We start from the raw sequence: 24,120 nt of genomic DNA on the forward strand, positions 1-24,120 counted from the left end.
GGCGCGGGCCACCCGGACGGGCCGCGACGCTGGCTCGATGGTCCACGACGCCGGTTCGGGCCCATCGCGAGAATGATTCAGGCGGGCCGGACGGCCTCGATCAGGAACCGCCGGGCGTGCGCCACGAAGCCGCCCTGGGCCTCGATCCGGGCGTGCAGGCGGGCGAGCTGCGGCCGGTACCGCTCGACGGTGAACCCCGGCACCGTCCAGACCACCTTGCGCAGGAAGTAGACCACCCCGGCGATGTCGTGGAACTCGGTGCGCAGGGTCGCCTCGCGCAGGTCGACCACCGTCAGCCCGGCCGCCGCCGCGGCGGCCACGGCCTGCTCGGGCAACTGCCGCGCGGGCGGGGGCAGCGGGCCGAGCAGGGCCTCGCTCAGCTCCCGTACGGTGCCGCCGCGGATCTGCTGGGACAGGAACGTCCCGCCCGGCCGCAGCACCCGGGCGACCTCGTCCCAGCGGGTGTTCACGGGATGACGACTGACCACCAGGTCCAGGGTGGCGTCCCGCACCGGCAGGTCGCCGCCCTCGGCCACCCACAGCACGGTCGCGCCGAGCGGGCGCAGCGTGCGCCGGGCCACCCGCACGTTGGGCGGCCACGCCTCGGTGGCCAGCAGCACCCGGGGCGGGTTTGGCACCTCGGCGAGCACCTCCCCGCCGCCGGTGTCCACGTCCAGCGCCGTGTCGGCCCGGGCCATCCGGTCGGCGACCAGCCGGGCGTAGCCCCAGGGTGGGCGTTCCTCGGAGGCCCGGGCGTGCAGCCAGGAGAAGTCCCAGCCCCGCACGGGCACGGCCGCGCCCTCGGCCAGCAGCTCCTCGAAGGCCCGATTCCCGCTCATCCGGCCAGCCTGGCCGCTGGCCGACCGGTCGGCAAGGCGATTTTCCCCGGGCGGGGGCGCGCGATCACGCCGCCGGGACGCGGGCGGCCGGCGGGAGCTCAGGCGCGGGGACGGACGATCTCCACGGTCGAGCCGGCCACGCCGCCCAGCGCGTCCGGGGTGTCCGCCTCGACGCGGGCGGACTCGAACTGACGCATCAGCCGGGCGCCGAGCCACACGCCGACCGCGCCCACGCCCAGCGCGACCAGCTCGGTGGCGAACATCGCGCCGGTCGCACCGCGCTGCGGCGAGTGCGACCGGACCAGGCAGGTCAGCAGGAACAGCGCGGCCATCGCGACGTTGACCAGATTGAACGTGATCTTGGTGCGGTGGGTTCGGCCGCCGGTGGCGTCCCACAGGTCGACCAGGCCGGCCACGGTGGACAGCCCGGCGGCGACCAGCGCGGCGACCGCCGTCCAGTAGCCGACCTCGCCGAGGAACACCGGGCCGCCCGCCACGTCGGCCAGGTCGAAGACCGTGGCGCTGACGAAGAGCCCGAACGGGAACGTCACCAACATCGGTTGGATCGGGTGCCCGTGCACCCGCAGCCGGCTCTCCATCGTGCCCTCCCCAGGTCGTCTCAGCTCACCAGTCCAGGGTGCTACCCCCGGACGACGGGAGGGAAACGACGGGCCGACCGACGTGAGACGCACATCGGACACCGCCGGGGCCGGCTGGCCGCCGTCGAGCGGACCGGCGGTGGGTCAGTTCTCCCGGGGGCGGGAGACCGTGACCACGAGGCGCTCGGCCACCTCCCGCACCGGGATGTCCAGCGACAGCGCGGCGCTGCGCAGCACCTGGAGCGCCTCCGGGGCGGCGCAGCCCCGCTGGGTCATGATCACCCCGATCGCCTGCCCGACCACCCCGTCGACGAGTTGCGCGGCGTCCAGCTCGTGGGCCTGGGCGGCCCGCCGTTCGCGGTCCCGCACCGCCGCGAGCAGCAGCCCGGCGTGCTCGGCGAGCAGCATCGCGGTGAGCTGGTGCCGGGTGGTCAGCGCCGCCGACGCCGAGGCGTACAGGTTGATCGCGCCGATGACCTGCTCGTCGACGTCGACGGGCGCGGAGATCACCCCGCGCACCCCGAGGTCGCGGGCCCGGGTCGTCCAGGCCGGCCAGCGGGACTCCTGGGTGAGGTCCTCGGCGAGGATCATCTCGCGGCGGTGGATGGCGCTCATCGCCGGCGAGTCGGGGCCATGGCGGAGGTCGTCCAGGCCGGCCAGGGCCGGGTCGGAGGCGGCCACCCCCGCCGGTTCGCCGGCCCGCAGGGCGGTGAAGCCGCACCAGGTGACCCCGGCGACGGCGGCGCGGGCAATCCGGACCAACTGGGTCAGCGCCTCGTCGAAATCGGTCACGGCGATCAGGCCGGCGGTCAGCTCCCGCAGCAGCGCCGCGGTCTCCAGGACGCTCAGGGTCTCGGTGTCGGGCGCCTGCGTCTCCAGGTTCACCGTGGCCCCGCCCCCGTCGTGGGGACGGCTGGTGACCGGCGGCGGCGCACGTCGACCTTCGGCTGTGTCATGGTCTGCTCTCTCCCGATCAATCCGACCCGGGCTACTACCCTCGCCAACCCGGGTCGAAACGGCTGAAAAGCGGCCTCATCCCCCTGGTCGGCTCCGGAGATGGAGGCGGATCACCGCAGTCGGGCGGCTCCCCCCGTCGCGGGGAACCGCCCGACGGCGGTCAGCGCGGGGCGGCGCTGAGCCGCCGGCCGACCGAGGCGATGAGCCGGTCCAGCTCCGAGCCGAACGGGTTGTCGTGGACGAGGTACGTCCAGGTGGCGCTGGGGCGGACCAGAGTCGACTCGGCCGGCTCCCAGTCGTCGTCGAACTCGGTCTCGGTGAAGGTGGCGATGGTGCGGGTCTCGATCTCCGGGACCAGCGCGTTGAACGCCGGCACCGCCGCCCGGTGGAACTCGTCGAGCGGGTCGAGCCGGCCCAGGGCGCGCAGGTGCACGCCCTCGCGCACCTCCGACAGCTCGGCCAGGTGCTCGGCCCACAACCGGTCGAGGTGGTAGAGGGCGATCGACCGGGCCGCCCGGGCGAGCAGGTCCTCGTCCATCTCCTCGGCCTGCTCCGGCACCCGCTCCAGCAGCATCAGCGCGGCGATGTCGCTGGTGAGCAGGCGCTCCCGCCGCTCGGCGAGCGCCTTGCGCTGCTGCTCGATCACCACGCTGTAGCGCCAGGTGTTGCGGTGGATCTCGTGGTTGACGCCCTCGGCGACCCGCTGGGCGTGCTCCACCGCGTAGTCGACCTGCGGGTCGGTGACCAGGCCGTCGGCGTTCATCCGGGGCGACGGCGGAACGGCGTCGCCGGCGTGCCGGACCACCAGGTCGTCTTCGAGGCTGACGAAGAACACCGACCCGCCCGGGTCGCCCTGCCGGCCGGCCCGGCCGCGGAGCTGGTCGTCGACGCGGCGGCTGTCGTGCCGGCCACCGCCGATGACGTAGAGGCCGCCCAGCTCGGCCACCCGGTCCCGGTCGGCCTGGTCGCTGCCGCCGAGCCGGATGTCGACGCCCCGGCCGGCCATCTGGGTGGAGACGGTGACCGCGCCGTACGCGCCGGCCTCGGCGATGATCGCCGCCTCCTCGTCGTCGTTCTTGGCGTTGAGCACCACGCAGGGCACCCCGGCGGCGTTCAGCCCGGCGGCGAGCTGCTCGGACTCCTTGACGTCGAGGGTGCCGACCAGCACCGGCCGGCCCTTGTCGTGGCAGCGCTTGATCTCGTCGACCAGCGCCTCCTCCTTCTCGGCCCGGGTGGCGTAGATCCGGTCCGGCTCGTCCTCCCGGATGCAGGGGGTGTTCGGCGGGACCACCGCCACCTCCAGGCCGAAGAACTCGCGGAGCTGGTCGCCGACCAGCACCGCCGTCGCGGTCATCCCGCACACCTTCGGGTAGAGCGCGATGTACGCCTGCACGGCGATGGTGCCCAGCACCTCGCCCTCGGCGGTGGCGTCGAGGCCCTCCTTGGCCTCGACCGCCGCCTGGAGGCCGTCGGGCCAGCGGCGGCGCTGGGCCACCCGGCCCCGCATCTCGTCGATCAGCTCCACGGAGCCGTCCCGGACGATGTAGTCGACGTCGCGGTGCAGCAGGGCGTGCGCGTGCAGCGCCACGTTGACCGCGGAGAGCTGCCCGACGTGCTCGGCGTCGTACAGGTCGATGCCGCCCAGCTTGGCCTCGACGGCGGCCAGGCCGGCGGAGGTGAAGGCGACGCTGCGGCCGTCCTCGGCCACCGTGTAGTGCCTGCCCTTGCGCAGACCCCGGACCAGCGCCGCGGCGGCGTGCACCGGGTCCTGCTCGCCGCCGACCGCGCCGGCGAGGACCATCGGCACCCGGGCCTCGTCGATCAGGATCGAGTCGGCCTCGTCGACGATGGCCGTGGCCAGCGGCGGCTGCACCCGGTCGTCGAGGTCGGTGACGAGCTGGTCGCGCAGGTAGTCGAAGCCGGCCTCGCTGACCGAGACGTAGGTGACGTCGCAGGCGTACGCGTCGCGCCGCTCCTGCGGGGTGGACGCCTCGTTGACCCAGCCGACGGTCAGCCCGAGCAGGGCGTAGACCGGCTCCATCCACTGGGCGTCGCGACGGGCCAGGTAGTCGTTGACGGTGAGCACGTGCACCGGGCCGTTACCGAGCCGGACGTGCCCGTACGCGGCGATCGTGGCGGTCAGGGTCTTGCCCTCACCGGTGGCCATCTCGGCGACCTTGCCGGACAGCAGGGCCATCGCGCCGAGCAGCTGCACGTCGTACGGCCGCTGGTCCAGCCCGCGCCGGGCGGCCTCCCGTCCGACGGCGCAGATCTCCTCGTACCCGGTGGCGGCGCCGGCGGCCTCGGTGAGCTCGGCGTCGGTCAGCGCCGACAGCTCCTCCTCGCGGGCCTCGATGGCCGGCAGCAGCTTCTCCAGCGGGCCCAGGTCGACCGTGCTGCCGGGCCGCTGGAGGAACCGTCGGAACCTGCTCTTCAACCGTTGCGACACACCCATGAGCCGCAACGGTACGCGACCCGGGCCGACTTTCGCGGCCCGGTCGGGCCACGACGGGGCGAGGCGTCCGCCACGACCCGCCTCGATCAGCCGGCCAGCACCACCTGGAGCTCCTGGCGACGGCCTCGTGCCAGGTCGGTGAGCAGCGCCGGGGCCTGCGCGAACGGCACCACCGCCGACACCAGGTGCTCGCGGATCTGGTCGCCGTACGTCCGCAGCAACCCGATCGTCTCGGCCGAGAGCCGCTCCCGGTCCCAGGTCGGGGCGAGCCCGCGCGGCACCCGCCCGATCTGGGCGCAGCGCAGCGCCAGCCCGTTGTGGTGGAACTCCTCGCCGAACCGGACGGCGTCGGCGCCGGCCTGGTAGAAGGCCAGGTCGACCACGGTGCCCTGGGGTCGCAGCAGGCGCAGCGCGAGCTGCAACGCCCACGCCTGCCCCCGGCACTGGAAGACCACGTCGGCGCCCCGGTCCCCGGCGGCGTGGTTCCACCGGGTCTTGAGCACCACCGCCGGGTCGTCGGCGTCCGGGTCGAGGGTCTCCAGGCCGAGCGCCCCGGCGACCGCCCGGCGCTGCGGGGTCGGGTCGAGCACCACCACCGACGCCGCGCCGTGCCGCCGGGCGAACAGGGCGGTGAGCAGGGCCACCACCCCGCCGCCGACCACCGCGACCCGGCGCCCGCGCACCCCGTCGCCGAGCGACCGGACGTCGGCGCCGCACAGGTCGGCGGCGGCGTGCAGCAGCCCGTTGGCGCAGATCGGGCCCATGTGCGCGACGTACACGCCGAGCAGCGGGTCGAGGTCGTCGGGCAGCGGGACGAACCGCTCGGCGACCGGGTCGGCGACGTACCCGCTGCGGTGGCCGTAGGTCATCGCGCCGACGGCGCCCACGGCGACCGCCGGGGTGCGGCTGGCCACCACCCGCCCCACCTGCATGTAGCCCAGCCGGGTGACCGGGTACGGGGTGCTGGCCTCCCCCGGCTGGAACAGCCCGAGGCCGGCGTTCCAGTGGACGTTGAGGTACGGGTTGGTGCCCTTGACGAAGCTCAGCTCGGTGCCGGCGGACACCCCGCTGTACAGCGTCTCCACCCGGAACGTGCCGTCGCGCAGCTCGCCGGCCTCCTGCTCGACCAGCTCGACCCGGCCGGGGCCGCTGACCACCACCACCCGGTCACGCATCGACGGCCACCCCCGCCGGGGCCGCCGCGGCGGCGGTCCGGGGCGTCGCGGCCGGACCGGTGGGCAGCGCCACCGGCCGGCCGGTGGCCGCCGACTCGGCGATCGCGAGGGCCAGCCGCTGGGTGCCGAGCGCCTCGGCGTACGGGACCCGGACGTCGTCGCCGACGCCACGCACCGCGTCGACGAAGGCCCGGTCGACGGCGGTCCGCGCGCCGTCGGGGTCGGCGGGCAGGTGCCGCTCGCCGTCGGCGTCGCGGATCGTCAGCCCGTCCTCGGCCAGCGACAGCGCCAGCCCGTCGGCGAGGATCTCCAGCCCGGCCCGGTGCTTCCAGCCGAGCACGCAGGCGGCGGCGAGGGTGCCCACCGCCCCGCCGGCGAAGCGCAGGGCGGCCGTGGTCACCGAGTCGATGTCGGCGCCCTCGACCGGCGGCGGGGCGCCGTCGCCGTACGCGGTCACCTCGGTCACCTCGCCGACCAGCGCGCGCATCAGGTCCAGCACGTGCGCGGCCTGCTCGACCACCGGGCCGCCGGAGTGGTCCCGGCGGGCCCACCAGGCCACCGGGGGCACCTTGTCCAGCCAGGCCCCGCCGACCATCCGCACCGGCCGGCCGGCGAGCAGCTCGCGCGCCTCGTCCACCACGTGCAGGTACCGCCAGTGGTGGCCGACCCCGGTGAGCAGCCCACGCCGGGCCACCAGGTCGGCGATCCGCTCGGCGGTGTCCAGGTCCACCGCGACCGGCTTCTCCACGAACATCGGCACCCCGGCGGCGACGATCGCCTCCTCCACCGGGCCGTGCGCGAACGGCGGCACGCAGACGTACACCGCGTCCGGTCCCGCCGCGAGCAGCTCGTCGACGTCGGCGAACGTCGCGGCCCCGTGCGCGTCGGCCAGTACGGCCGCCGCGCCGCGCGTCACGTCGGTCACGCCGAGGATCTCCACGTCCTCGAAGCCGCCCAACACCCGGGCGTGGCGCTGCGCCACCCCGCCGGCCCCGACCAGTCCCACCCGGCACGCGCGCATCGACAGACCCTCTCGCCACGGTTTCACGTATCCGCGCAGTGCACTCCCCCCGGGACGGCGCAATCAAACGTTCACCTCGCAGGAACGGCCCGGTGCCCGGGCCGTGATCAAGCTGTTAGGGATGATTCGGTTAACGCGTGGGCGGTACTGGGAAAACACCACCCCGCGTTTCCGCAGCGATCTGGGGGTGTGTCTGTGCGAGATACCGAATCGAGCGTCTCACCCGTGGTGGAGGCGTGGGCGACCTACCGGACCACCTCGGCGACCGATTGGACACCGCGGCGGCTGGTGCGCGCCAAGGGCGACAGCCGGGTCAGCGTGGTGCTGCCGGCGCGCAACGAGGAGGCGACGGTCGGCGCGATCGTGGCGACCATCCGGGAGCACCTGATGGACCGGGTGGCGCTGGTCGACGAGCTGATCGTGGTCGACTCCCGGTCCACGGACCGAACCGCGCAGGTGGCCCGGGCGGCGGGCGCGGAGGTGGTCGGCCAGGACGAGATGACCCGGGGGCTGCCCCCGCTGACCGGGAAGGGCGACGCGCTGTGGGCGGGGCTGGCCGCGGCCGAGGGGGACGTGGTCGCGTTCGTCGACGCCGACCTGCGCGAGTTCCGCCCGCACTTCGTCACGGGCCTGCTCGGCCCGCTGCTGACCGACCCGTCGGTGGAGTTCGTCAAGGGCTTCTACCACCGGCCGCTGGTCGGCGCGACCAGCGTGGAGGCCGACGGCGGGGGCCGGGTCACCGAGCTGATGGCCCGCCCGCTGCTGAACCTGTTCTGGCCGGAGCTGGCCGGCTTCGTCCAGCCCCTCGCCGGCGAGTACGCCGGCCGGCGCGCCGTGCTGGAGCGGGTGCCGTTCGTCTCCGGGTACGGGGTCGAGACGGCGATGCTGATCGACCTGCTGGACCTGGTCGGGTTGGACGCGCTGGCCCAGGTGGACCTCGGTGAGCGCAAGCACCGCCACCAGGACACGGCGGCGCTGGGCCGGATGTCGGCGCAGATCATGCTGACCGCGTGGTCGCGGTTGCAGCGGCGCGGCTGGGCCAGTCCCGGCACCGCGCCGGCGACCCTGCTCACCCAGTTCCGGCGGGGCGGCTCCGAGGCGCTGCCCAACCTGGACCGCGAGATCGTGGTCAGCGACGTCTCGGTCGAGGAGCGTCCCCCACTGGCGGAGCTGCGTCACCGGCTGCCGCGCCGCCGGGTGGCGGCGTGACCGTCGCCGAGGGAAGGAACCCCACATGAGCCTGACCGTCCTGATGAACGCCGGGCCGTGGCTGTCCGTGCCGCCGCCCGGCTACGGCGGCATCGAGAACGTGATCGCCACCCTGGTGCCGGAGCTGCGCAGGCTCGGTGTGCGGGTGGTGCTCGCCTCCGTCGACAGCAGCACCCTGCCGGTGGACGAGAAGATCTCCGTCTTCCCCGACGGCCAGTTCCACGCCCTCCAGCGGCCGTACAACCAGGTCTGCGGCATCTCCCAGGCGCACCTCGGCGGGGTGGCGCGGGCGCTGCGCAGCCGCGACGACATCGACCTGGTCCACGACCACGTGGAGGCGGTCGGCCTGGCCACGCTCGCCGCGATGGGCCCCGCCGCCCCGCCGGTGCTGCACACCCTGCACTGGGACCTCGCCAAGCACCCGGCCCTCTACGGCAACCTCGACGGCGGCGACCGGGTCCGGGTCAACGGGGTGTCCGCCTCGCAGCTGGCCCGCGCCCCCCGGGCGCTGCGCGAGCACTCGGTCGGCCACGTGCACCTGTCCACCCCGCTCGCGGTCGACGCGGGCCGGCGCCCCCGGCCGGACAAGGGCGACTACCTGATCGTCCTGGGCCGGATCAACCCCGGCAAGGGCCAGGACCTCGGCGCCCGGCTCGCCCAGCGGGTGGGCGTGCCGCTGGTGCTGGCCGGCCCGGTCGGGCCGTACCACCGGCCGGAGGACCTGGCCGCCGCGGGCGACGAGGCCCGGCAGAACCCGGACGTGCGGTTCTTCTACGACGAGGTGGCCCCGCACGTCGACGGCGACCTGGTCCGCTGGGTGGGCACCGTCGCCGGGCAGGAGCGCGACGACCTGCTGGCCGGCGCCCGCGCCTCGCTGTTCCCGCTGCGCTGGGAGGAGCCCGGCGGCACGGCGGTGGTGGAGTCGCTGGCCCTGGGCACGCCGGTGGTGGCGACCGCCCGCGGCTGCCTGCCGGAGCTGATCGAGCACGGCCGCACCGGCCTGCTCACCACCGACGAGGAGGAGCTGGCCGACCTGGTCCTGGCCGCGAGCGTGCTGGACCCGGACGAGTGCCGGCGGGAGGCCGCGACGCGGTTCACCCCGGCGGTGATGGCCCAGCGGTACGTCGGGCTGTACGAGCGGGTCCGCAAGGGCGCCACCGCACGCCACCTGCTGCCCGCCTGACCGGGGCGGCGGGTTTGTCACGGGCGGCAGCGGGAACGCCGCGCCGCGAGAGACTTCCCGCACACGGTGAGGAGATCGCGGTGACCGGTCCGATGGCCCACTCGCGGGCCCGACGCAACCCCGCCGACGGCCGCGCCCCCGTACGCCGCGCCGCGGCCACCGTCGGCGTGGTGTTCCTGGTGGTCGGGGTGCTCGGCTTCATCCCGGGGATCACCACGTACTACAGCGACCTGCGCTTCGCCGGGCACGACTCCGAGGCGAAGCTGCTCGGGCTGTTCCAGGTGTCGGTCCTGCACAACATCGTGCACCTGCTGTTCGGGGTCGCGGGCCTGGCGCTGTCGCGCACGGTCTCCGGGGCGCGCGCGTTCCTCGTCGGCGGCGGGGCCGTCTACCTCGTGCTGTGGCTCTACGGCCTGGTGGTCGACCACTCCAGCGGGGCCAACTTCATCCCCGTCAACGGCGCCGACAACTGGCTGCACCTGTTCCTCGGGGTCGGGATGATCGCGCTGGGCGTTCTCACCACCCGCCGCCCGAGCCGCCACTGACGGGGGCCGCGCCGGGATCCGGCCCCCGTTTCGCCCCACCCCGTGCCGGGTATCTGCGGCCACCCGGACACGGAAGCGAGGACCGGCGCATGTCGAGCCGGATCACCGGAGAAGCATGACCGGCGGGCCGTCATCGACGCGATCTTGTACGTGGTGCGTACCGGCTGCGCGTGGCGGTACCTGCCGATCGGCTTCCCGCCCTGGCAGACCGTGTACGCGCACTTCACGAGGTTGAACAGTCGGGGTGTGACCGAGCGGATCCTGACGGAGCTGCGGAGCTCGTCTCCGGTGCCGCCGCAGGCCGCGCGCAGAGCCGCCGTCGCCGATCCCATCCCACTGTCGTGATAGTTAGTAAATGGCGGTACACTAACCGCGTGGCCCGGCCCCGCACCGCATCCGACGACGAGATCGTCGACCGCGTCGCCGCGCATCTCGCGCAGCGCGACTGGCCGACCGCGACGTGGACGCTCGCGGAGGTCGCGCCTGCCGCAGGCCTCAGCCCAGCCGGGTTGGTGAAGCGGTTCGGGTCGCGTTCGGGCCTGCTGCACGCGCTCGGCCGGCACTGGGTGGATTCGATCCCCGAGGAACCCTCCGGTGCGTTGCCGCCGCTGGACGAGCTGCGCGAGTTTGCTCGCGCGACGTTCGGTGCGCAGCACCGGAGCGCGGCACTCGCGAGTCTCGGCGACCTGTTCGCCGACCTGGCCGACGAGACCTCGGCTGCGCTGCTGCGCGACGGCGGCGAACGGCAGGGGCGCTACGTCGCGGCGCTCATCCGAGACGCCGAGCTGAAGCGTGCGGGCGACCCGCTGCGGGCCGCGCGCATCCTGCTCGACACGATGCAGGGCGGCTTGCTCCGCCTTGGGGCAGGCGCCAGCGGTACCGACGTCGCGCCTGATGACACCATCGACTACTTCTGGAAGTTGTGGACATGACCAACGCACGCACCTGGCGCGGACGTGCCTTCCTCGGCATGAGCCTGGACGGATACATCGCCGGTCCCGGCGACGACCTCTCGTTCCTCGAGGCCGCACCCGGCAAGGGGCAGCATGCTGCGACACCCGACACGGTGCCGGCGCTCGTCTGGGAGACCTTCTACCCGCAGATCGACACGCTGCTGATGGGGCGCGCGACCTACGATAAGGTGCTGACTTTCGGCGACTGGCCGTACACGGACAAGCGCGTGATCGTGCTGAGCACCACCCTGTCCGAGGACGCGCCGAACGTGCGCGTGGTGCGATCGACCGATGAGGCGATCGAGGTGCTCGATGCCGAAGGGGCCGAGCAGGTCTACGTCGACGGCGGCCGCACGGTGCAGGAGTTCCTGCGCCGGGGCCTGCTCGACGAGCTGACCGTCTCGATCGTCCCGTCGGTCATCGGCGGCGGCAAGCGGCTCTTCGGCGACGGAGATCGCGCCGACTTCGTGGTGCGCGGCTCGCACGTCGAGGCCGACGGCCTCGTGCGCATCACGTACGACATCCTGCAGGGCTGAGTCTCCGCCCGGCACCGAACGGCGGGACTGCGTTGAGGCCACCCGGGCGGCGGGGCCGCCACCGCGCCCCGGCTGCGCGCCCGGCTGGAGCCGGTCGCGGGGGCCTGCCGGCGGGCCCGGGAGCTGGTCACCGACGCCTGCGGGCGGTGGAACCTGCCGGAGCTGGTCGGTCCCGCCTCGGTGGTGCTCAGCGAGTTGGTCGGCAACGTCGTGCGGCACGCCGGCACTCCGATGCGGGTGACGCTCACGCTGCGCCGGTCGCACCTACAGGTCGCCGTTACCGACGGCAGCCACCGGACGCTGCGCCCGGCGGCGCGCACGGACCCGCGCGCCGAGGGCGGCGCGGGCTGCTGCTGGTCCGCGAGCTGGCCCAACGGTGGGGCAGCTCGCCGGTCGGGGACGGCAAGGTCGTCTGGGCGATGATGCCCGCCACCTGAGGCCTCTCACCCCGAATTGACCGAAATTACCGCTCTCGCCTGGTTACATGGTGGGAGGGCAGGGTAGGCACGCCCGTCCTTTCTGTCGTGACGACGGGGTGAGAAGCGATGCCCAAGCGGGTAACCACGGAACCCGGACGAGATCGGGGCCCCGCGATCCTCGCGCCCGCCCGCTTCGGCGGCTACCCCGGTCCGTTGCGGCCGGCGCTGCCCGGGGCCAAGCTGATCAAGCTGCTCGGCACCACCGACGCCAAGCAGATCGGCCTGCTGTACCTGATCACCTCGTTCGGCTTCTTCCTCATCGGCGGGGTGCTGGCGCTGTTGCTCCGGGCCGAACTGGCCCGGCCGAGGATGCAGTTCCTGTCCCCCGAGCAGTACAACCAGGCGTTCACCATGCACGGCACGATCATGCTGCTGCTGTTCGCGACGCCGATGGTGTTCGCGTTCGGCAACTACATCGTGCCGTTGCAGATCGGTGCCCCGGACGTGGCCTTCCCCCGGCTCAACGCCTTCGCCTACTGGCTGTACCTGTTCGGTGGAACGCTGGTGGTCGCCAGCTACGCCACCCCCGGCGGGGCCGCCGACTTCGGGTGGACCGCGTACACCCCGCTGAGCCGGGCGGAGCACAGCCCCGGCGTCGGCGGGAACATGTGGATCGTCGGCCTGGTCCTCTCCGGCCTGGGCACGATCCTCGGCGCGGTGAACCTGATCACCACCACGCTGACCCTGCGCGCCCCCGGGATGACCATGTTCCGGATGCCGATCTTCACCTGGAACCTGCTGCTCACCAGCGTCCTGGTGATCCTGGTCTTCCCGCTGCTGGCCGCCGCGCTGCTCGCGCTCGCCGCCGACCGGCTGCTCGACGCGCACGTGTTCGACCCGGCCACCAGCGGGCCGATGCTGTGGCAGCACCTGTTCTGGTTCTTCGGCCATCCCGAGGTCTACATCGTGGCGCTGCCGTTCTTCGGCATCATCACCGAGATCATTCCGGTGTTCGCCCGCAAGCCGATCTTCGGTTACACGGGTCTCGTGCTCGCCACCATCGCGATCACCGTCCTGTCGATGACCGTGTGGGCGCACCACATGTTCGGCACCGGCCAGGTGCTGCTGCCGTTCTTCAGCATCCTCAGCTACCTGATCGCGGTGCCCACCGGAGTGAAGTTCTTCAACTGGATCGGCACGATGTGGAAGGGCCAGCTCACCTTCGAGACGCCGATGCTGTTCGCCATCGGCTTCCTGGTCACCTTCCTGCTCGGCGGGCTCACCGGGGTGCTGCTGGCCAGCCCGCCGGCGGACTTCCACGTCACCGACACCTACTTCGTGGTGGCGCACTTCCACTACGTGCTGTTCGGCACCATCGTGTTCGCCGCGTTCGGCGGGGTGTACTTCTGGTTCCCGAAGATGACCGGCCGGCTGCTCGACGAGCGGCTCGGAAAGATCCACTTCTGGACCATGTTCCTCGGCTTCCACGCCACCTTCCTGGTGCAGCACTGGCTGGGCAACGAGGGCATGCCCCGCCGGTACGCCGACTACCTGCCCGGCGACGGCTTCACCACGCTGAACATGATCTCCACGGTGGGGTCGTTCGTCCTCGGCGCGTCCACGCTGTTCTTCATGTACAACGTGTGGAAGTCCTGGCGGTACGGGGCGATGGTGACGGTGGACGACCCCTGGGGCTTCGGCAACTCCCTCGAATGGGCGACCACCTGCCCGCCCCCGCTGCGCAACTTCGACCGGATGCCGCGAATCCGTTCCGAGCGCCCGGCGTTCGACTTCAAGTACGGCCACCTGGTCGCCGACCTCGGCCGGGACCTGCCGCAGCGCGCCACGAAGCCGCCGCAGAGCTTCGCCGAGGAGCTACACCACGAGCGGCACGTGCCCGAGTCGCCGGCGGCCGAGGGGGCGCACGGCGCCCGCCGGGCCGCCGACTACCAGCCGGCGCCGCAGTCGGGGGCGCGGCCGGTGGACGTGCCGGAGCCGGAGGAGATCCGTCGGCCCAGCTTCGAGCACACCGACGCGCCGGGCGAGGAGCCGGGACCGCCGGAGGACGAGCGGTGGCGCCACCCGCACGGCCGGGGCGAGACCCCGGAGCGCTGACCCCGGCGGGTGACGCGCGGCGGGGCGGACCGGGGTAAACCCGTCCGCCCCGCCGCACAGCTCCGTCCCACCGCCGTCGAGGTCCGTCCGTCCCGTCGGGGTCCTTTCGTCCCGCCGAGGTCCTTTCGTCGCGCGCCGGATCGCCCGCCGCGCGCCGGATCGCCGCTCAGTCGCGGGGCGGAGGCAGGCCGGCGGCGGTCAGCGACCGGCGGACCGCCGGCTGCACCCGGGTCAGCCGCAACGGCACCCCGGTACGCTCCGCGGCGTCCCGGCCGGCCATCAGCGCGGCGATCCCGCCGGCGTCGAAGCCGCCCGCGCCGACCAGGTCGACCACCACCTCGCGGGGCTGCCCGGTCACCGCCGCCAGCATCGCCCTGCGCAGCCGGTCCGCGCCGTCCCGGTCGACCTCGCCGCCGACCTCGACGACCACCCGGTCGCCGTTGTGCCGCACCGAGATCCGCGCCTTGCCCGGCCCGGACTCGGCCGCGCCGTTCTGCCACGGCGGCGGGGCGTCGGCGAGCATCGCCTGCCGCAGCCAGGTCAGCGCCCGCGACAGCAGGCGGGAGACGTGCATCTGGGAGATGCCGAACCGGGCGGCGATCTCGGCCTGGGTCTGGTTGCCGTAGAAGCGCATCGCCAGGATGCGCCGCTCCCGCCAGGGCAGCCGGTGCAGCAGCCCACTGACGGTGACCCGGTCGTCGACCGACTCCAGCGCGTTGTCGCTCTCGCCGACCAGGTCGCCGAACTCGGCCGAGCTCTCCCCGCCGACCGGCGCGTTGAGCGAGGCCGGGCTGTACCCGGCGGCGGACTCCAGGGCGGCGAGGATCTCCTCTTCCGGGGTCTCCAGCCGCTGCGCGAGTTCGGCCACACTCGGGGCCCGGGACAGCTCGCTGGTCAGCGCCGCGGTCGCCTGCCCGACCTCCAGGATCAGGTCGCGCAGCCGGCGGGGCACGTGCACGCCCCAGGTCCGGTCCCGGAAGTGCCGCTTGATCTCGCCGACGATGGTGATCGCCGCGTACGCGGTGAACGAGCCCCGCTCCGGGTCGTACCGGTCGACGGCGTTGACCAGTCCGAGCCGGGCCACCTGCTCCAGATCCTCCAACGGCTCACCCCGCCCCCGGTACCGGCGGGCGAGCCGGCCGGCGAACGGCAGCGCGAAGCGGACCAGGTCGTCACGCGCCTCCTGCCGCCGCTCGGGGGGCAGGCCCTCGATCCGCGCCGCGTACGCCAGCGCCGCCGCGTCAAGGTCCTCCAGACCCCGTTCGGTGGGTGGTGGTGTGGTCGTGGTGGTCTGTCCGAACATCCGCGCCTCCCTCAGGAAGGTCCCCGCCTGATCGGGAAAGCCGGTCGCGCGCGTGGTCGAGCCACGCACCGGGCCGGAAAGTGGGTCACCTGACGTGAATCGTCGAGGAGCGTCGACCGCGAGCTGCGCAGCGTGGCCGGGCCGTCGCAGCCAGCGGTGTTCCCGCTCCGTAGGTACTCAATCACGGCGGCCCGGGTTCGCGAGGATGTTTCGGCCGGCTGGTGCGACCGGCCTCGGCGCGGCGCGCGGCGGGCGGGTCGGGGCGGCACTCCGCGCGCGGCGGATCGGGTCAGCAGACCACCAGTCCCTGGTCGCCGGCTCCGTCGCGCAGGGCCTCGACGGCGGTCGCGACGGGCAGCGGCGGCGGCACCGGCAGGTCGTACGGCTGGGCCCGCAGCACCTCGGTGGCGCGGCGGGTCGGCACCGCCGTGACCGGGTAGCCCCGGGCCGCGGTGCGGTCCAGGGCCCGACGGCGGCGGCCGAAGGCGGCCACGGCCAGCCACTGCGGCAGCCCGGCCAGGGCCGGCGAGCGCATCCCCGGCGACTCCGGCAGCACGTCCACCGAGCTGAACGGCTCGCTGCCGGCCAGCCACCACTCCGCCGCGTCGACGGCCCGCCGGGTGGCGTTCTCGCACCAGTACGGCACCAGCCCGGCCCGCAGCACCTGCCACGGGTCGAGCAGCCGCCCGCACTCGACGACCAGCCGGTCGCCGGTCTTGCCGGCCCGCCGCAGCCACGCCCGGTACAGGTCGGCGACCGCGGCGCTGAGCGACTCCGCCCGGGGGAACAGCACCCGGTGCAGCAGGTGCCCGCGCCGCCCGGCCCACGCCCGGACGGCGAGCTCGAAACCGGGCTCCACGCCGTGCTCGGCGTAGCCCTGCGGGGCGCCGACCTCCGGCGGCTCCCAGCGGGAACCGTCGCCACCGGCGGAGCGGAGCACCTGGCGCAGCGCGTGCGAGTCCGGGTGGAAGTCCACCGGGTCCAGCCCGCTGGCCGGGGAGCCGGCCTGGAAGCTGTGCCCCAGCCCGACGTCGTGCACCGGCCAGGTCCGGGCGTCGCGCAGCAGCAGCAGCGGGGCTCCGGGCTCGACCCGGTCGGTCAGGAACCGGGCGTACGCCGCGGGCAGGTGCTGCCAGCGCACGCCGAGCGATACCGTCGCCCCGGCGAGCGCGCCCCGGCTGGCCGGGCAGTGCACCTGCCGCACGTGCACGTCGGGGTTGCCGGCGAGCAGCCGGGCGGCGAGCGCCGCGCCGTGGCCGAGGGCGGCTGCGGGGCTGTCCACCGCGCCTCGGGTCCAGTGCACCGTCGTCTCGAACGCGGCGGGCAGCCAGGGCACGCCCAGGGCCACCGCCAGGTGCGCCGCCGCGCCGTGCGGGGAGCCCAGCACCACGCCCGGGTAGCGGCGGCGCGGGTACTGGTCGACGATCCACCGCGCCACCCGGGCGGCGTCGACCTCGGCGGTCTGGTCGGGGGTGAGCGCGACCCGTCCGGCGGCCCGGGCGGCGGCTGCCCGGCGCACCGGCTCGGGCGCGCCGGTGAACCGGGACAACACGCCCGGCTGGCCCATGTCGGCGCAGTCCTCCCCGCGCAGGGCCCGGGCCGCGGCGGCGACCAGGACGCGTCCGGTGCTGCCCACCGCCACCACCCGGTCGCCGGCCAGTCCGGCCCCGTCCGCCGTGAGTCCCCCGCGCACCGGATGCGCGGGTCCCAGCCCGCTTCGTTCGTTCGCCACGCGGCCCGGCTTCCCGTCCCGATGGGGTCTAAACGGGGCCTCCGCCACCCGGCGGGGGCATTCCCCGTTGGACGGGCGCTTGCCCCCTGCGGTCCCCGCCGTGCCGGCTGGGCGTGGCGTCCGGGGCCGCCCCGGATGGGTCGCCCCGGCCGGGTTGGCCGGCCGGACTGGGCCGACCCGGGCTGGGGCGGCCGGGGCTGGGGCGCCCGGACTGGGGCGCCAGGGGCTGGGTGACCCGGCTACATGGTCAACTCGACATCGTTGACATCGCGGTGTCGAAGGCGCGGCAGGGCCCCTTGTCAATGACCTAAAGTCGATCATGGCTGCTCGGAGAGGCCCGGACCGTGGCGACGGGCCCGGTGGTCTCCCTGCGGTGGCGACGGGAGACGGCGGACGGCGCCACCCCTGGCGGAGGTCGGCAGCGGCGCCTGGCGGAGGTCGGCAGCCTGGTGGCCGGACGGGCTAGCCGAGACCGTCGGCCTCGACGGCCACCCGCCTGGCGAGCAGCCGCTCCCGGACCAGCCGGGCCGCGTCGCCGTCGGCGACCAGGCCCCGCAGGTCGGCCAGGGCCGGCTCCGGCGGGCGCAGCGGCACGGTGGGGTCGACCACGGCCTCCAGCACGCTGGGCCGGTCCGCGGCGAGGGCCTCGTCCCACGCCGCGCCGACCAACTCGGGCCGGTCCACCCGCACCCCGTGCAGGCCGAGCAGCCGGGCCCACCCGGCGTACGGCACGTCGGGCCGGCGGGCGGACGCCCCGGTGGGTGCCTGGCCGCCGCCCGTGCCCGAGTGGTCGCGGTTGTTGAGCACCAGCACCACCAGCCGGGGGTCGGCCCACTCCCGCCAGTGGTGGGCGACGGTGATCAGCTCGGCCAGGCCGTTGAGCTGCATCGCGCCGTCCCCGGCCAGCGCGATCACCGGCCGGTCCGGGCGGGCCAGCTTCGCCGCCACCGCGTACGGCAGGGCGCAGCCCGTCGAGCCGAGGGTGCCGCAGAGCTGGGCGGTCACCCCGGGCGGCAGTTCCAGGTGCCGGGCGTACCAGTAGATGACCGAGCCGACGTCGACGGAGACCGCTGCCGAGCGGGGCATCCGGACGGAGAGCTGGTGCAGCACCAGTTGCGGGTTGACCGGCTCGCCGGGTTCCTCGGTTCGGGCCGCCGCCTCCTCCCGCCACCGGTCCACCGACCTCTCCACCGTCCGGCGCCAGTCCCGCCGGGGCCGGACGGGCACCCGGTCGAGCAGCACCCGCAGCGTCTCGGCGGCGTCGCCGACCAACGGCACGTCCACCGGGTAGCGGGTGCCGATCCGGCGGCCGTCGATGTCGATCTGGATGGTGCGGGTCTGTACCGGGTAGTAGTCGGTCCACGGGTCGTTGGTGCCGACCATCAGCAGGGTGTCGCAGCCGCCCATGAGCTGGGCGGCGGCGCTGGTGCCCACCTCGCCCAGCACGCCGGTGTGGAAGGGCAGCCGCTCGTCCAGCACCGGCTTGCCGAGCAGGCTGGTGGCCACCCCGGCGCCGAGCCGGTCGGCCAGCGCCACGATCTCCCGCGCCGCACCGTGCCCGCCCTGGCCGACCAGGATGGCCACCCGGTTGCCGGCGCCCAGCAGGGACGCGGCGGCGGCCAGGTCGGCGTCGTGCGGAAGCACCCGGGCCAGCGGCTCCCCCGGGGTCGCCGACGTCACGCCGGTGACCTGCGGCAGCCGGTCGGGCACCAGCGCCAGTTGCACGGCCAGGGGCAGCACCACGCAGGTGGGGCTGCGGGTGGCGGCGGCGGTCCGGAACGCCTGGTCCAGCACGGCGGGCACCTGCTCGGGCGTGCGCCCGTAGCGGACGAACTGGTTGCACACGTCGCCGAAGAGCCGGCTCAGCCCGATCTCCTCGTGGGCGCCGCCGAGCGGGCCGGTGATGTCCTCGCCGACGATGGCGACCACCGGCTTGCTGTCCAGCTTGGCGTCGTACAGGCCGTTGAGCAGGTGCACCGCGCTGGGCCCCTGGGTGGCCAAACAGACCCCGAGCTCGCCGGTGAACTTGGCGTGCCCGCTGGCCATGAAGGAGGCGGTCTCCTCGTGCCGGGCGGGGACGAACTGCGGATCGCCGCCGGCACGGTCAAGGGCCGCGACGACCGGGGCGATGGCCGGGCCGGGACAGCCGAACGCGCGCGGCACCCGCCAGGCCCGCAGCCGCTCCACCACCAGGTCGGCGACGGTACGATCAACCATCGCCCCGCCCGGGGGTGGCGGCGTCGACGTAGCGCAGCACCGCGCCCACCCCGTCGGTCAGTCCCGGCGCCTCGTCCGGGGCCAGCACGGTCAGCTCCGCGTCGGTGCCGACCAGCGCCCGGACCAGGGCCGCGTCGGCGCGTGCCCGGTGCGGGTCGGGCACCGACATGGCGCCGAGCTGCCCCGCGTCGGTGGCGATGTCGGTCGGCTCCGGGCCGATCCACAGCTCCTCCGTGGAGGATGGGTCGTCCACGATCAGCATGGTGTCGACCTGTTTGCGTTGCAGTGCCGACACCACCGCGTCGAGGCCCGCCCCGACGTCCTCCTGCATGCCGAAGCGGTCCAGCGCGGCGGTCACCCGCTGGTCGGCCACCTCGGCGATGGTCTGCACGGTGAGATCGTCCATCAGCGCCGGGTCCGCCCCGGCGTGCCGCGACCCGGCGTCGGTACGGACCACCAGGTCCTGCCAGCGCTCCGGTAGCTGGGCGGCGATCATGCCGGTGGCCCGCACGTCGCCGGCGACCACCAGCACCTCCGCGCCGACCTTCTCGGCCAGCTCCACGGTGGCCGCCGCCGCGTCACCGGCGTTGTGGTGCCAGGCCTCCATGGCCGCCCGCTGGTACCGGGACTGCGACCAGCCGCCGGGGTTGACCCGGCGCAGTTGGAAGTCCTCCCGGCCGGTGACGTGGGCGCGGCGGGGCACTCCGCCGGCGCTGACCGCCACGGCGTCCGCGCCGGTCCGGTCGGCAAGCACCCGCACCCAGGCGACCTGCTCGCCGCGCTGGGCGAGCAGGGGCATGGCGTGCGGCAGCTCCGACACCGCCGCGAGGTCCCGCAGCGGCGGCGCGGACAGGTACTCGGTGAGCACCGCCCGGCCCCGGGCGGCGAACACGGCGATGCCGTAGTCGCCCGGCATCGGGTCGTGGCCGCGGACCACCCGCTCGACGGCGTCCACGGTCGGCGCGTCGGCGCCCTGCTCGATCAGTTCACCCTTGAGGGCCCGCCAGCGCAGGTCGAGCGCCGGGCGGGCGTCCTCGGTGTCCCGGGAGGCGTCCAGATAGACCGAGCACCAGGGCCCGGGACGGTCGTAGAGCGGGCGCAGGAAGGACAGCTGCATGCTCGACCCCTTTCCAGCTCGGCCCCCCGCTTACCCGCGTCGGTCGCCTTGTCACCTGAGGCCACCGTGAACGTGACTCGCGTTCATTCACGTCGTTCAGCCGGACCACCGGATACGATCGGTGCAGGGAACCGGACTCTCGGTGGTGAACGACTCACGGTGGTGCACATGGACAGCGACCTCGAATACCGGCGGATCGCTCGCCCCACGCAGCGGATCGTCACCGGTCGGGTCGTCCGGCTGCTCGACGGTTATCCCCGCGAGCTGCGGATCGGCCAGCCGGTGCTGGTCGCGGTGGTGACGGCGGCCAGCGTGATGGGCCTGCTGCTGCTGGCGTTGCGCTCGCTGTTGTCCAGCGGCGGCGGCGGGGGCCGGCGGAGCTGGAAGGAGCTGCGCAAGGGCCCGGAGTTCCTGGTCACGCCGCTGCGGCTGCGCGACTCCGCCGACCAGCTCTGCGAGGTGGAGCTGCACGGGCACCTGCCGCAGAGCGCCCTGCACCCGGCCGACTGGGTGCAGATCACCCTCCGGCCGCAGGACCCGGACCTGCCGCCCCGGGTGGAGCGGATCGTCAACCTGACCACCGGGCAGCTACTGCGGCCGCGCACCGCCACCCTGTGGAGCCACCTCGGCCCGCCGCTGCTGATCCAGGCCGTGCTGGGGGCCCTGCTGATCGCCACGATCGCCATCATCACCGTACTGACCTGACACCCCCGCGCCAAGGTCGCGCCAATTCACGGAATTGGTGGCCTCGCTGGTGGTCCCGGCGTCGGCGGCGGTCAGCCGACCGGGGTCAGCGGGCGGTCCGGCTCGGGCGCGGTGCGCAGCATGCCCCGCCGGGCGGCCCAGCGCTCGAAGAACAGGGTCGCGAACGGCGGGACGGCGCAGGCCAGCGCCACGACGGTGGGCCACAGCCGCCACCGGTGCAGCCGGGCCACGGCGAGGACCAGCAGGCCGTACGCGACGAAGAGCGCGCCGTGGATCGGCCCGAAGATCTTCACCCCGATCTCGTTGTCCGGCGGCCCGTACTTGACGGCCATGCCGACCAGCAGGGCCAGCCAGGAGCAGGCCTCGGCGATCGCCGCCGCCACGAACAGCTTGGTGATCTTCTCACGCATCGTCACTCCCCCACCGGTTGCCGGCCATGCTAACCAGTCCGGCCGGCCGATCCACGCAGCGACGGGCGGAGCGACAGGGATCACGCGGGCCCCTGCTGGGTACGTATAGGGACCTTCGGGTCTTCCCCCGGCCGGCCGCCACGTGCAAGGTTGGGGGACCAACGGTGACAGGGCGGTGACCATGGGCGAGGACGTCGGCGTGCGGACATTCACCCGCGAGGACCGGGCCCGCTATCGCGAGAAGGTGCGGCGGTGCCTGGACGTGTTCGCCGAGATGCTCCGGGAGTCCCGGTTCGACGTCGAGCGGCCGATGACCGGGCTGGAGATCGAGCTGAACCTGGTCGACGACGACTCGATGCCGGCGATGCGCAACGCCGACGTGCTGACCGCCATCGCGGACCCGAGCTTCCAGACCGAGCTGGGGCAGTTCAACGTCGAGATCAACGTGGCGCCGCGCCGGCTGGCCGACGCGGGCACCGCCGCGTTCGAGGAGCACGTTCGGGCCAGCCTGAACGCCGCCGAGACGAAGGCCCGGGCCGTCGGCGCGCACATGGTGATGATCGGCATCCTGCCGACGCTGCGCCCCGAGCACCTGACCGCCGAGAGCCTGTCGGCCAACCCGCGCTACGAGCTGCTCAACGAGCAGATCTTCGCCGCCCGGGGCGAGGACCTGCGGATCTCGATCAGCGGGGTGGAGCGGCTCTCCGTCACCGCCGACACCATCACCCCGGAGGCCGCCTGCACCAGCACCCAGTTCCACCTCCAGGTCAGCCCGGCCCAGTTCGCCGACTACTGGAACGCCGCCCAGGCGATCGCCGGCATCCAGGTGGCCCTCGGCGCGAACTCGCCGCTGTTCTTCGGCCGGGAGCTGTGGCGCGAGACCCGCATCCCACTGTTCCAGCAGGCCACAGACACCCGGGCGGAGGAGATCAAGGCCCAGGGGGTACGCCCGCGGGTGTGGTTCGGCGAGCGCTGGATCACCTCGGTCTTCGACCTGTTCGAGGAGAACGTCCGGTACTTCCCCGCGCTGCTGCCGGTCTGCGACCCCGAGGACCCGGCCGAGGCCCTCGCCCGCGGCGACGTGCCGAAGCTCGCCGAACTGCGGCTGCACAACGGCACCGTCTACCGCTGGAACCGCCCGGTGTACGACGTGTTCAAGGGCCGCCCGCACCTGCGGGTGGAGAACCGGGTGCTGCCCGCCGGCCCGACGGTGCTGGACACCGTCGCCAACGGCGCGTTCTACTTCGGACTGGTCCGGGCCCTCGCCGAGGCGGACCGGCCGCTGTGGTCGCAGATGTCGTTCAGCGCCGCCGAGGAGAACTTCACCAGTTGCGCCCGGCACGGCATCGACGCCCAGGTGTTCTGGCCCGGCCTGGGCTACCTGCCGGTCGCCGAGCTGGTGCTGCGCCGGCTGCTGCCGATGGCCCATCAGGGGCTGGACCGGTGGGGGCTGGACCCGGTCGAGCGGGACCGGCTGCTCGGGATCGTCGAGCAGCGCTGCCTGACCGGCCGCAACGGGGCCACCTGGCAGGTGGAGACCCTGCACCGGCTGGAGTCCGCGGACCACCTGGACCGGCCGGCGGCGCTGCGCGAGGTGGTCCGGCACTACGTGGACCTGATGCACAGCAACCGCCCGGTCCACGAGTGGCCGATCCCTTGACCGCCTGGGGCCTGGAGCGGGCCAGGGTGGGCCGGTGCCGACCGACAGCGCGGCGATCGACGCCGCCCTGACCCGACTCCGGTCCCTCGGGGAGCAGCTCCCTATCCCGGTTCCTGGCTCCCGGCCGCCCGCGCCGAGGCGGCGGTGGTCGTCCTCGCCGAGGACGCCGGGCTGTCCCGGCTCGCCGTCGACGGGATCGAGGCCGTCGGGGAGCGGCTCGCCGACCGGTTCCGCGAGATCGACCCCGTGGCGGTCGCGGACGAGAACGCCTTCTGGTCGGTCGCCGCGGAGGAACTCGGCTACGGGATGATCTGACGGGTGCCCGTCACGCCCCGGGCGCGACCATCGACTCGTACCGGTCGCCCGCGTCGCTGACCGGCCGGTACTCCTCGTCGGCCGCCAGTCGGTGCAGCGTCTCCAGCAGCCCGTCCGCCTCCGGCAGGTCGAGCGCCCGGCGCAGCCGCAGCCGCTCGGCGTCCAGCTCCGGCCAGTACTCGCGGATCTCCTCGTCGGTGCGGGCCAGCCAGTCCCGCAGCCGTGCGCCGTCGGCGCCGAACGGCACCGCCGTCGCGTCGTGGATGCAGGAGATCCCGACGACGAGCGCGAGCGCGTCGCGCAGGCCGGCGGCGACCAGGCCGCCCTCGCCCTCCGAGCCGACGTACAGCACGGGACGCTCGACACCGGTTCCCACCAGCATGAACGCCCCACCGGAGGCGTCCCCGGCGATCATCTCCAGGGGCTCGCCGCCGGGCAGCCGCACCGGTTCCGCGGGACCGTTGGCCGCCCGGGCGAGGTCGAAGTCGAACTGGGCCAGCAGCTCGGCGATCCACGGGGTGTCGGTGATGAGGTCCAGCAGCCGGGTGTCGGGGATCTCGTCGGTCACCGCGTGACCGTACCGGCCCCGGCCCCGGTTCAGGTTGTCGAGATCCCGCTCCCGCCCGTGGCGGGGCTGGATTCCGATCGTGACCGG

The 24,120-nt window shown here is 74.2% G+C and carries 23 protein-coding genes; 11 read left to right on the forward strand and 12 right to left on the reverse strand.

Going from position 1 to position 24,120, the window contains the following annotated elements; all coding sequences use genetic code 11:
- Positions 1-77 precede the first annotated feature (77 nt).
- The 6 genes from C5N14_RS09625 to C5N14_RS09650 form a co-directional block, all read right to left on the reverse strand.
- Positions 78-839: a class I SAM-dependent methyltransferase gene (locus tag C5N14_RS09625; protein ID WP_117667613.1), complete on the reverse strand. Its 762-nt coding sequence runs from the start codon at positions 837-839 to the stop codon at positions 78-80.
- Between the two features lie 98 nt (positions 840-937).
- Positions 938-1,438, reverse strand: coding sequence for a DUF2231 domain-containing protein (locus C5N14_RS09630; RefSeq protein ID WP_117667615.1), 501 nt, complete (start codon positions 1,436-1,438; stop codon positions 938-940).
- 144 nt (positions 1,439-1,582) lie between these two features.
- A complete protein-coding gene (locus C5N14_RS09635) occupies positions 1,583-2,323 on the reverse strand; it encodes a GAF and ANTAR domain-containing protein (protein ID WP_117667617.1) in 741 nt (246 codons plus the stop codon).
- A 232-nt stretch (positions 2,324-2,555) separates the two neighbouring features.
- Positions 2,556-4,850, reverse strand: a complete 2,295-nt coding sequence (secA2, locus tag C5N14_RS09640) for an accessory Sec system translocase SecA2 (RefSeq protein ID WP_117667619.1) — start codon at positions 4,848-4,850, stop codon at positions 2,556-2,558.
- An 86-nt stretch (positions 4,851-4,936) separates the two neighbouring features.
- A complete protein-coding gene (locus C5N14_RS09645; protein ID WP_117667621.1) occupies positions 4,937-6,025 on the reverse strand; it encodes a zinc-binding dehydrogenase in 1,089 nt (362 codons plus the stop codon).
- Positions 6,018-7,046, reverse strand: coding sequence for a Gfo/Idh/MocA family protein (locus C5N14_RS09650; protein ID WP_117667623.1), 1,029 nt, complete (start codon positions 7,044-7,046; stop codon positions 6,018-6,020). The genes C5N14_RS09645 and C5N14_RS09650 overlap by 8 nt, the downstream gene beginning before the upstream one ends.
- A 228-nt stretch (positions 7,047-7,274) precedes the next feature.
- On the opposite strand from C5N14_RS09650, the gene C5N14_RS09655 reads away from it, so the two are divergent.
- The 8 genes from C5N14_RS09655 (at position 7,275) to ctaD (ending at position 14,006) form a co-directional block, all read left to right on the forward strand.
- The gene (locus C5N14_RS09655; protein WP_243639383.1) at positions 7,275-8,255 is read left to right on the forward strand and encodes a glucosyl-3-phosphoglycerate synthase; all 981 of its coding nucleotides are present in this window, start codon (positions 7,275-7,277) and stop codon (positions 8,253-8,255) included.
- Between the two features lie 25 nt (positions 8,256-8,280).
- A complete protein-coding gene (locus C5N14_RS09660; RefSeq protein WP_117667627.1) occupies positions 8,281-9,438 on the forward strand; it encodes a glycosyltransferase in 1,158 nt (385 codons plus the stop codon).
- A 92-nt stretch (positions 9,439-9,530) separates the two neighbouring features.
- Positions 9,531-9,983 carry a DUF4383 domain-containing protein gene (locus C5N14_RS09665; RefSeq protein WP_117667778.1) on the forward strand — a complete coding sequence of 151 codons (453 nt, stop codon included), beginning with the start codon at positions 9,531-9,533 and terminating at the stop codon, positions 9,981-9,983.
- A 42-nt stretch (positions 9,984-10,025) separates the two neighbouring features.
- Positions 10,026-10,328, forward strand: coding sequence for a transposase (locus tag C5N14_RS34135; protein WP_117667629.1), 303 nt, complete (start codon positions 10,026-10,028; stop codon positions 10,326-10,328).
- Between the two features lie 29 nt (positions 10,329-10,357).
- Positions 10,358-10,915 carry a TetR/AcrR family transcriptional regulator gene (locus C5N14_RS09675; protein WP_117667631.1) on the forward strand — a complete coding sequence of 186 codons (558 nt, stop codon included), beginning with the start codon at positions 10,358-10,360 and terminating at the stop codon, positions 10,913-10,915.
- A complete protein-coding gene (locus C5N14_RS09680; RefSeq protein WP_117667781.1) occupies positions 10,912-11,472 on the forward strand; it encodes a dihydrofolate reductase family protein in 561 nt (186 codons plus the stop codon). The genes C5N14_RS09675 and C5N14_RS09680 overlap by 4 nt, the downstream gene beginning before the upstream one ends.
- Positions 11,473-11,634: 162 nt before the next feature.
- A complete protein-coding gene (locus tag C5N14_RS34140) occupies positions 11,635-11,895 on the forward strand; it encodes an ATP-binding protein (RefSeq protein WP_371685824.1) in 261 nt (86 codons plus the stop codon).
- A 122-nt stretch (positions 11,896-12,017) separates the two neighbouring features.
- A complete protein-coding gene (gene ctaD / locus C5N14_RS09690; protein WP_117667632.1) occupies positions 12,018-14,006 on the forward strand; it encodes a cytochrome c oxidase subunit I in 1,989 nt (662 codons plus the stop codon).
- 166 nt (positions 14,007-14,172) lie between these two features.
- Here ctaD and C5N14_RS09695 read toward each other — a convergent pair whose 3' ends face one another.
- The 4 genes from C5N14_RS09695 to C5N14_RS09710 form a co-directional block, all read right to left on the reverse strand.
- Positions 14,173-15,309, reverse strand: a complete 1,137-nt coding sequence (locus C5N14_RS09695; protein ID WP_117667634.1) for a SigB/SigF/SigG family RNA polymerase sigma factor — start codon at positions 15,307-15,309, stop codon at positions 14,173-14,175.
- A gap of 289 nt (positions 15,310-15,598) precedes the next feature.
- Positions 15,599-17,002, reverse strand: a complete 1,404-nt coding sequence (locus C5N14_RS09700) for a hypothetical protein (RefSeq protein ID WP_117667636.1) — start codon at positions 17,000-17,002, stop codon at positions 15,599-15,601.
- 501 nt (positions 17,003-17,503) lie between these two features.
- A complete protein-coding gene (locus tag C5N14_RS09705; protein ID WP_117667638.1) occupies positions 17,504-19,258 on the reverse strand; it encodes a thiamine pyrophosphate-binding protein in 1,755 nt (584 codons plus the stop codon).
- On the reverse strand, positions 19,251-20,375 hold the full coding sequence (locus C5N14_RS09710; RefSeq protein WP_117667640.1) for a Vms1/Ankzf1 family peptidyl-tRNA hydrolase: 1,125 nt from the start codon (positions 20,373-20,375) through the stop codon (positions 19,251-19,253). The genes C5N14_RS09705 and C5N14_RS09710 overlap by 8 nt, the downstream gene beginning before the upstream one ends.
- Before the next feature lie 159 nt (positions 20,376-20,534).
- Between C5N14_RS09710 and C5N14_RS09715 the strand changes: the two genes are divergently transcribed.
- Positions 20,535-21,080, forward strand: a complete 546-nt coding sequence (locus C5N14_RS09715; RefSeq protein WP_207892671.1) for a hypothetical protein — start codon at positions 20,535-20,537, stop codon at positions 21,078-21,080.
- 71 nt (positions 21,081-21,151) lie between these two features.
- Here C5N14_RS09715 and C5N14_RS09720 read toward each other — a convergent pair whose 3' ends face one another.
- Positions 21,152-21,490: a DUF3817 domain-containing protein gene (locus C5N14_RS09720; protein ID WP_117667783.1), complete on the reverse strand. Its 339-nt coding sequence runs from the start codon at positions 21,488-21,490 to the stop codon at positions 21,152-21,154.
- 181 nt (positions 21,491-21,671) lie between these two features.
- Here C5N14_RS09720 and C5N14_RS09725 point away from each other — a divergent pair, with 181 nt between their 5' ends.
- Together C5N14_RS09725 and C5N14_RS09730 are read left to right on the forward strand one after the other, a co-directional pair.
- A complete protein-coding gene (locus C5N14_RS09725; RefSeq protein ID WP_117667785.1) occupies positions 21,672-23,150 on the forward strand; it encodes a glutamate--cysteine ligase in 1,479 nt (492 codons plus the stop codon).
- Positions 23,151-23,294: 144 nt separating this feature from the next.
- Positions 23,295-23,465: an SUKH-4 family immunity protein gene (locus C5N14_RS09730; RefSeq protein ID WP_117667644.1), complete on the forward strand. Its 171-nt coding sequence runs from the start codon at positions 23,295-23,297 to the stop codon at positions 23,463-23,465.
- Between the two features lie 10 nt (positions 23,466-23,475).
- On the opposite strand, the gene C5N14_RS09735 is transcribed toward C5N14_RS09730, so the two are convergent.
- Positions 23,476-24,033, reverse strand: coding sequence for a hypothetical protein (locus tag C5N14_RS09735; protein ID WP_117667646.1), 558 nt, complete (start codon positions 24,031-24,033; stop codon positions 23,476-23,478).
- Between the last annotated feature and the right edge of the window lie 87 nt (positions 24,034-24,120).

The sequence above is a fragment of the Micromonospora sp. MW-13 genome (assembly GCF_003434305.1).
Lineage (GTDB): Bacteria > Actinomycetota > Actinomycetes > Mycobacteriales > Micromonosporaceae > Micromonospora.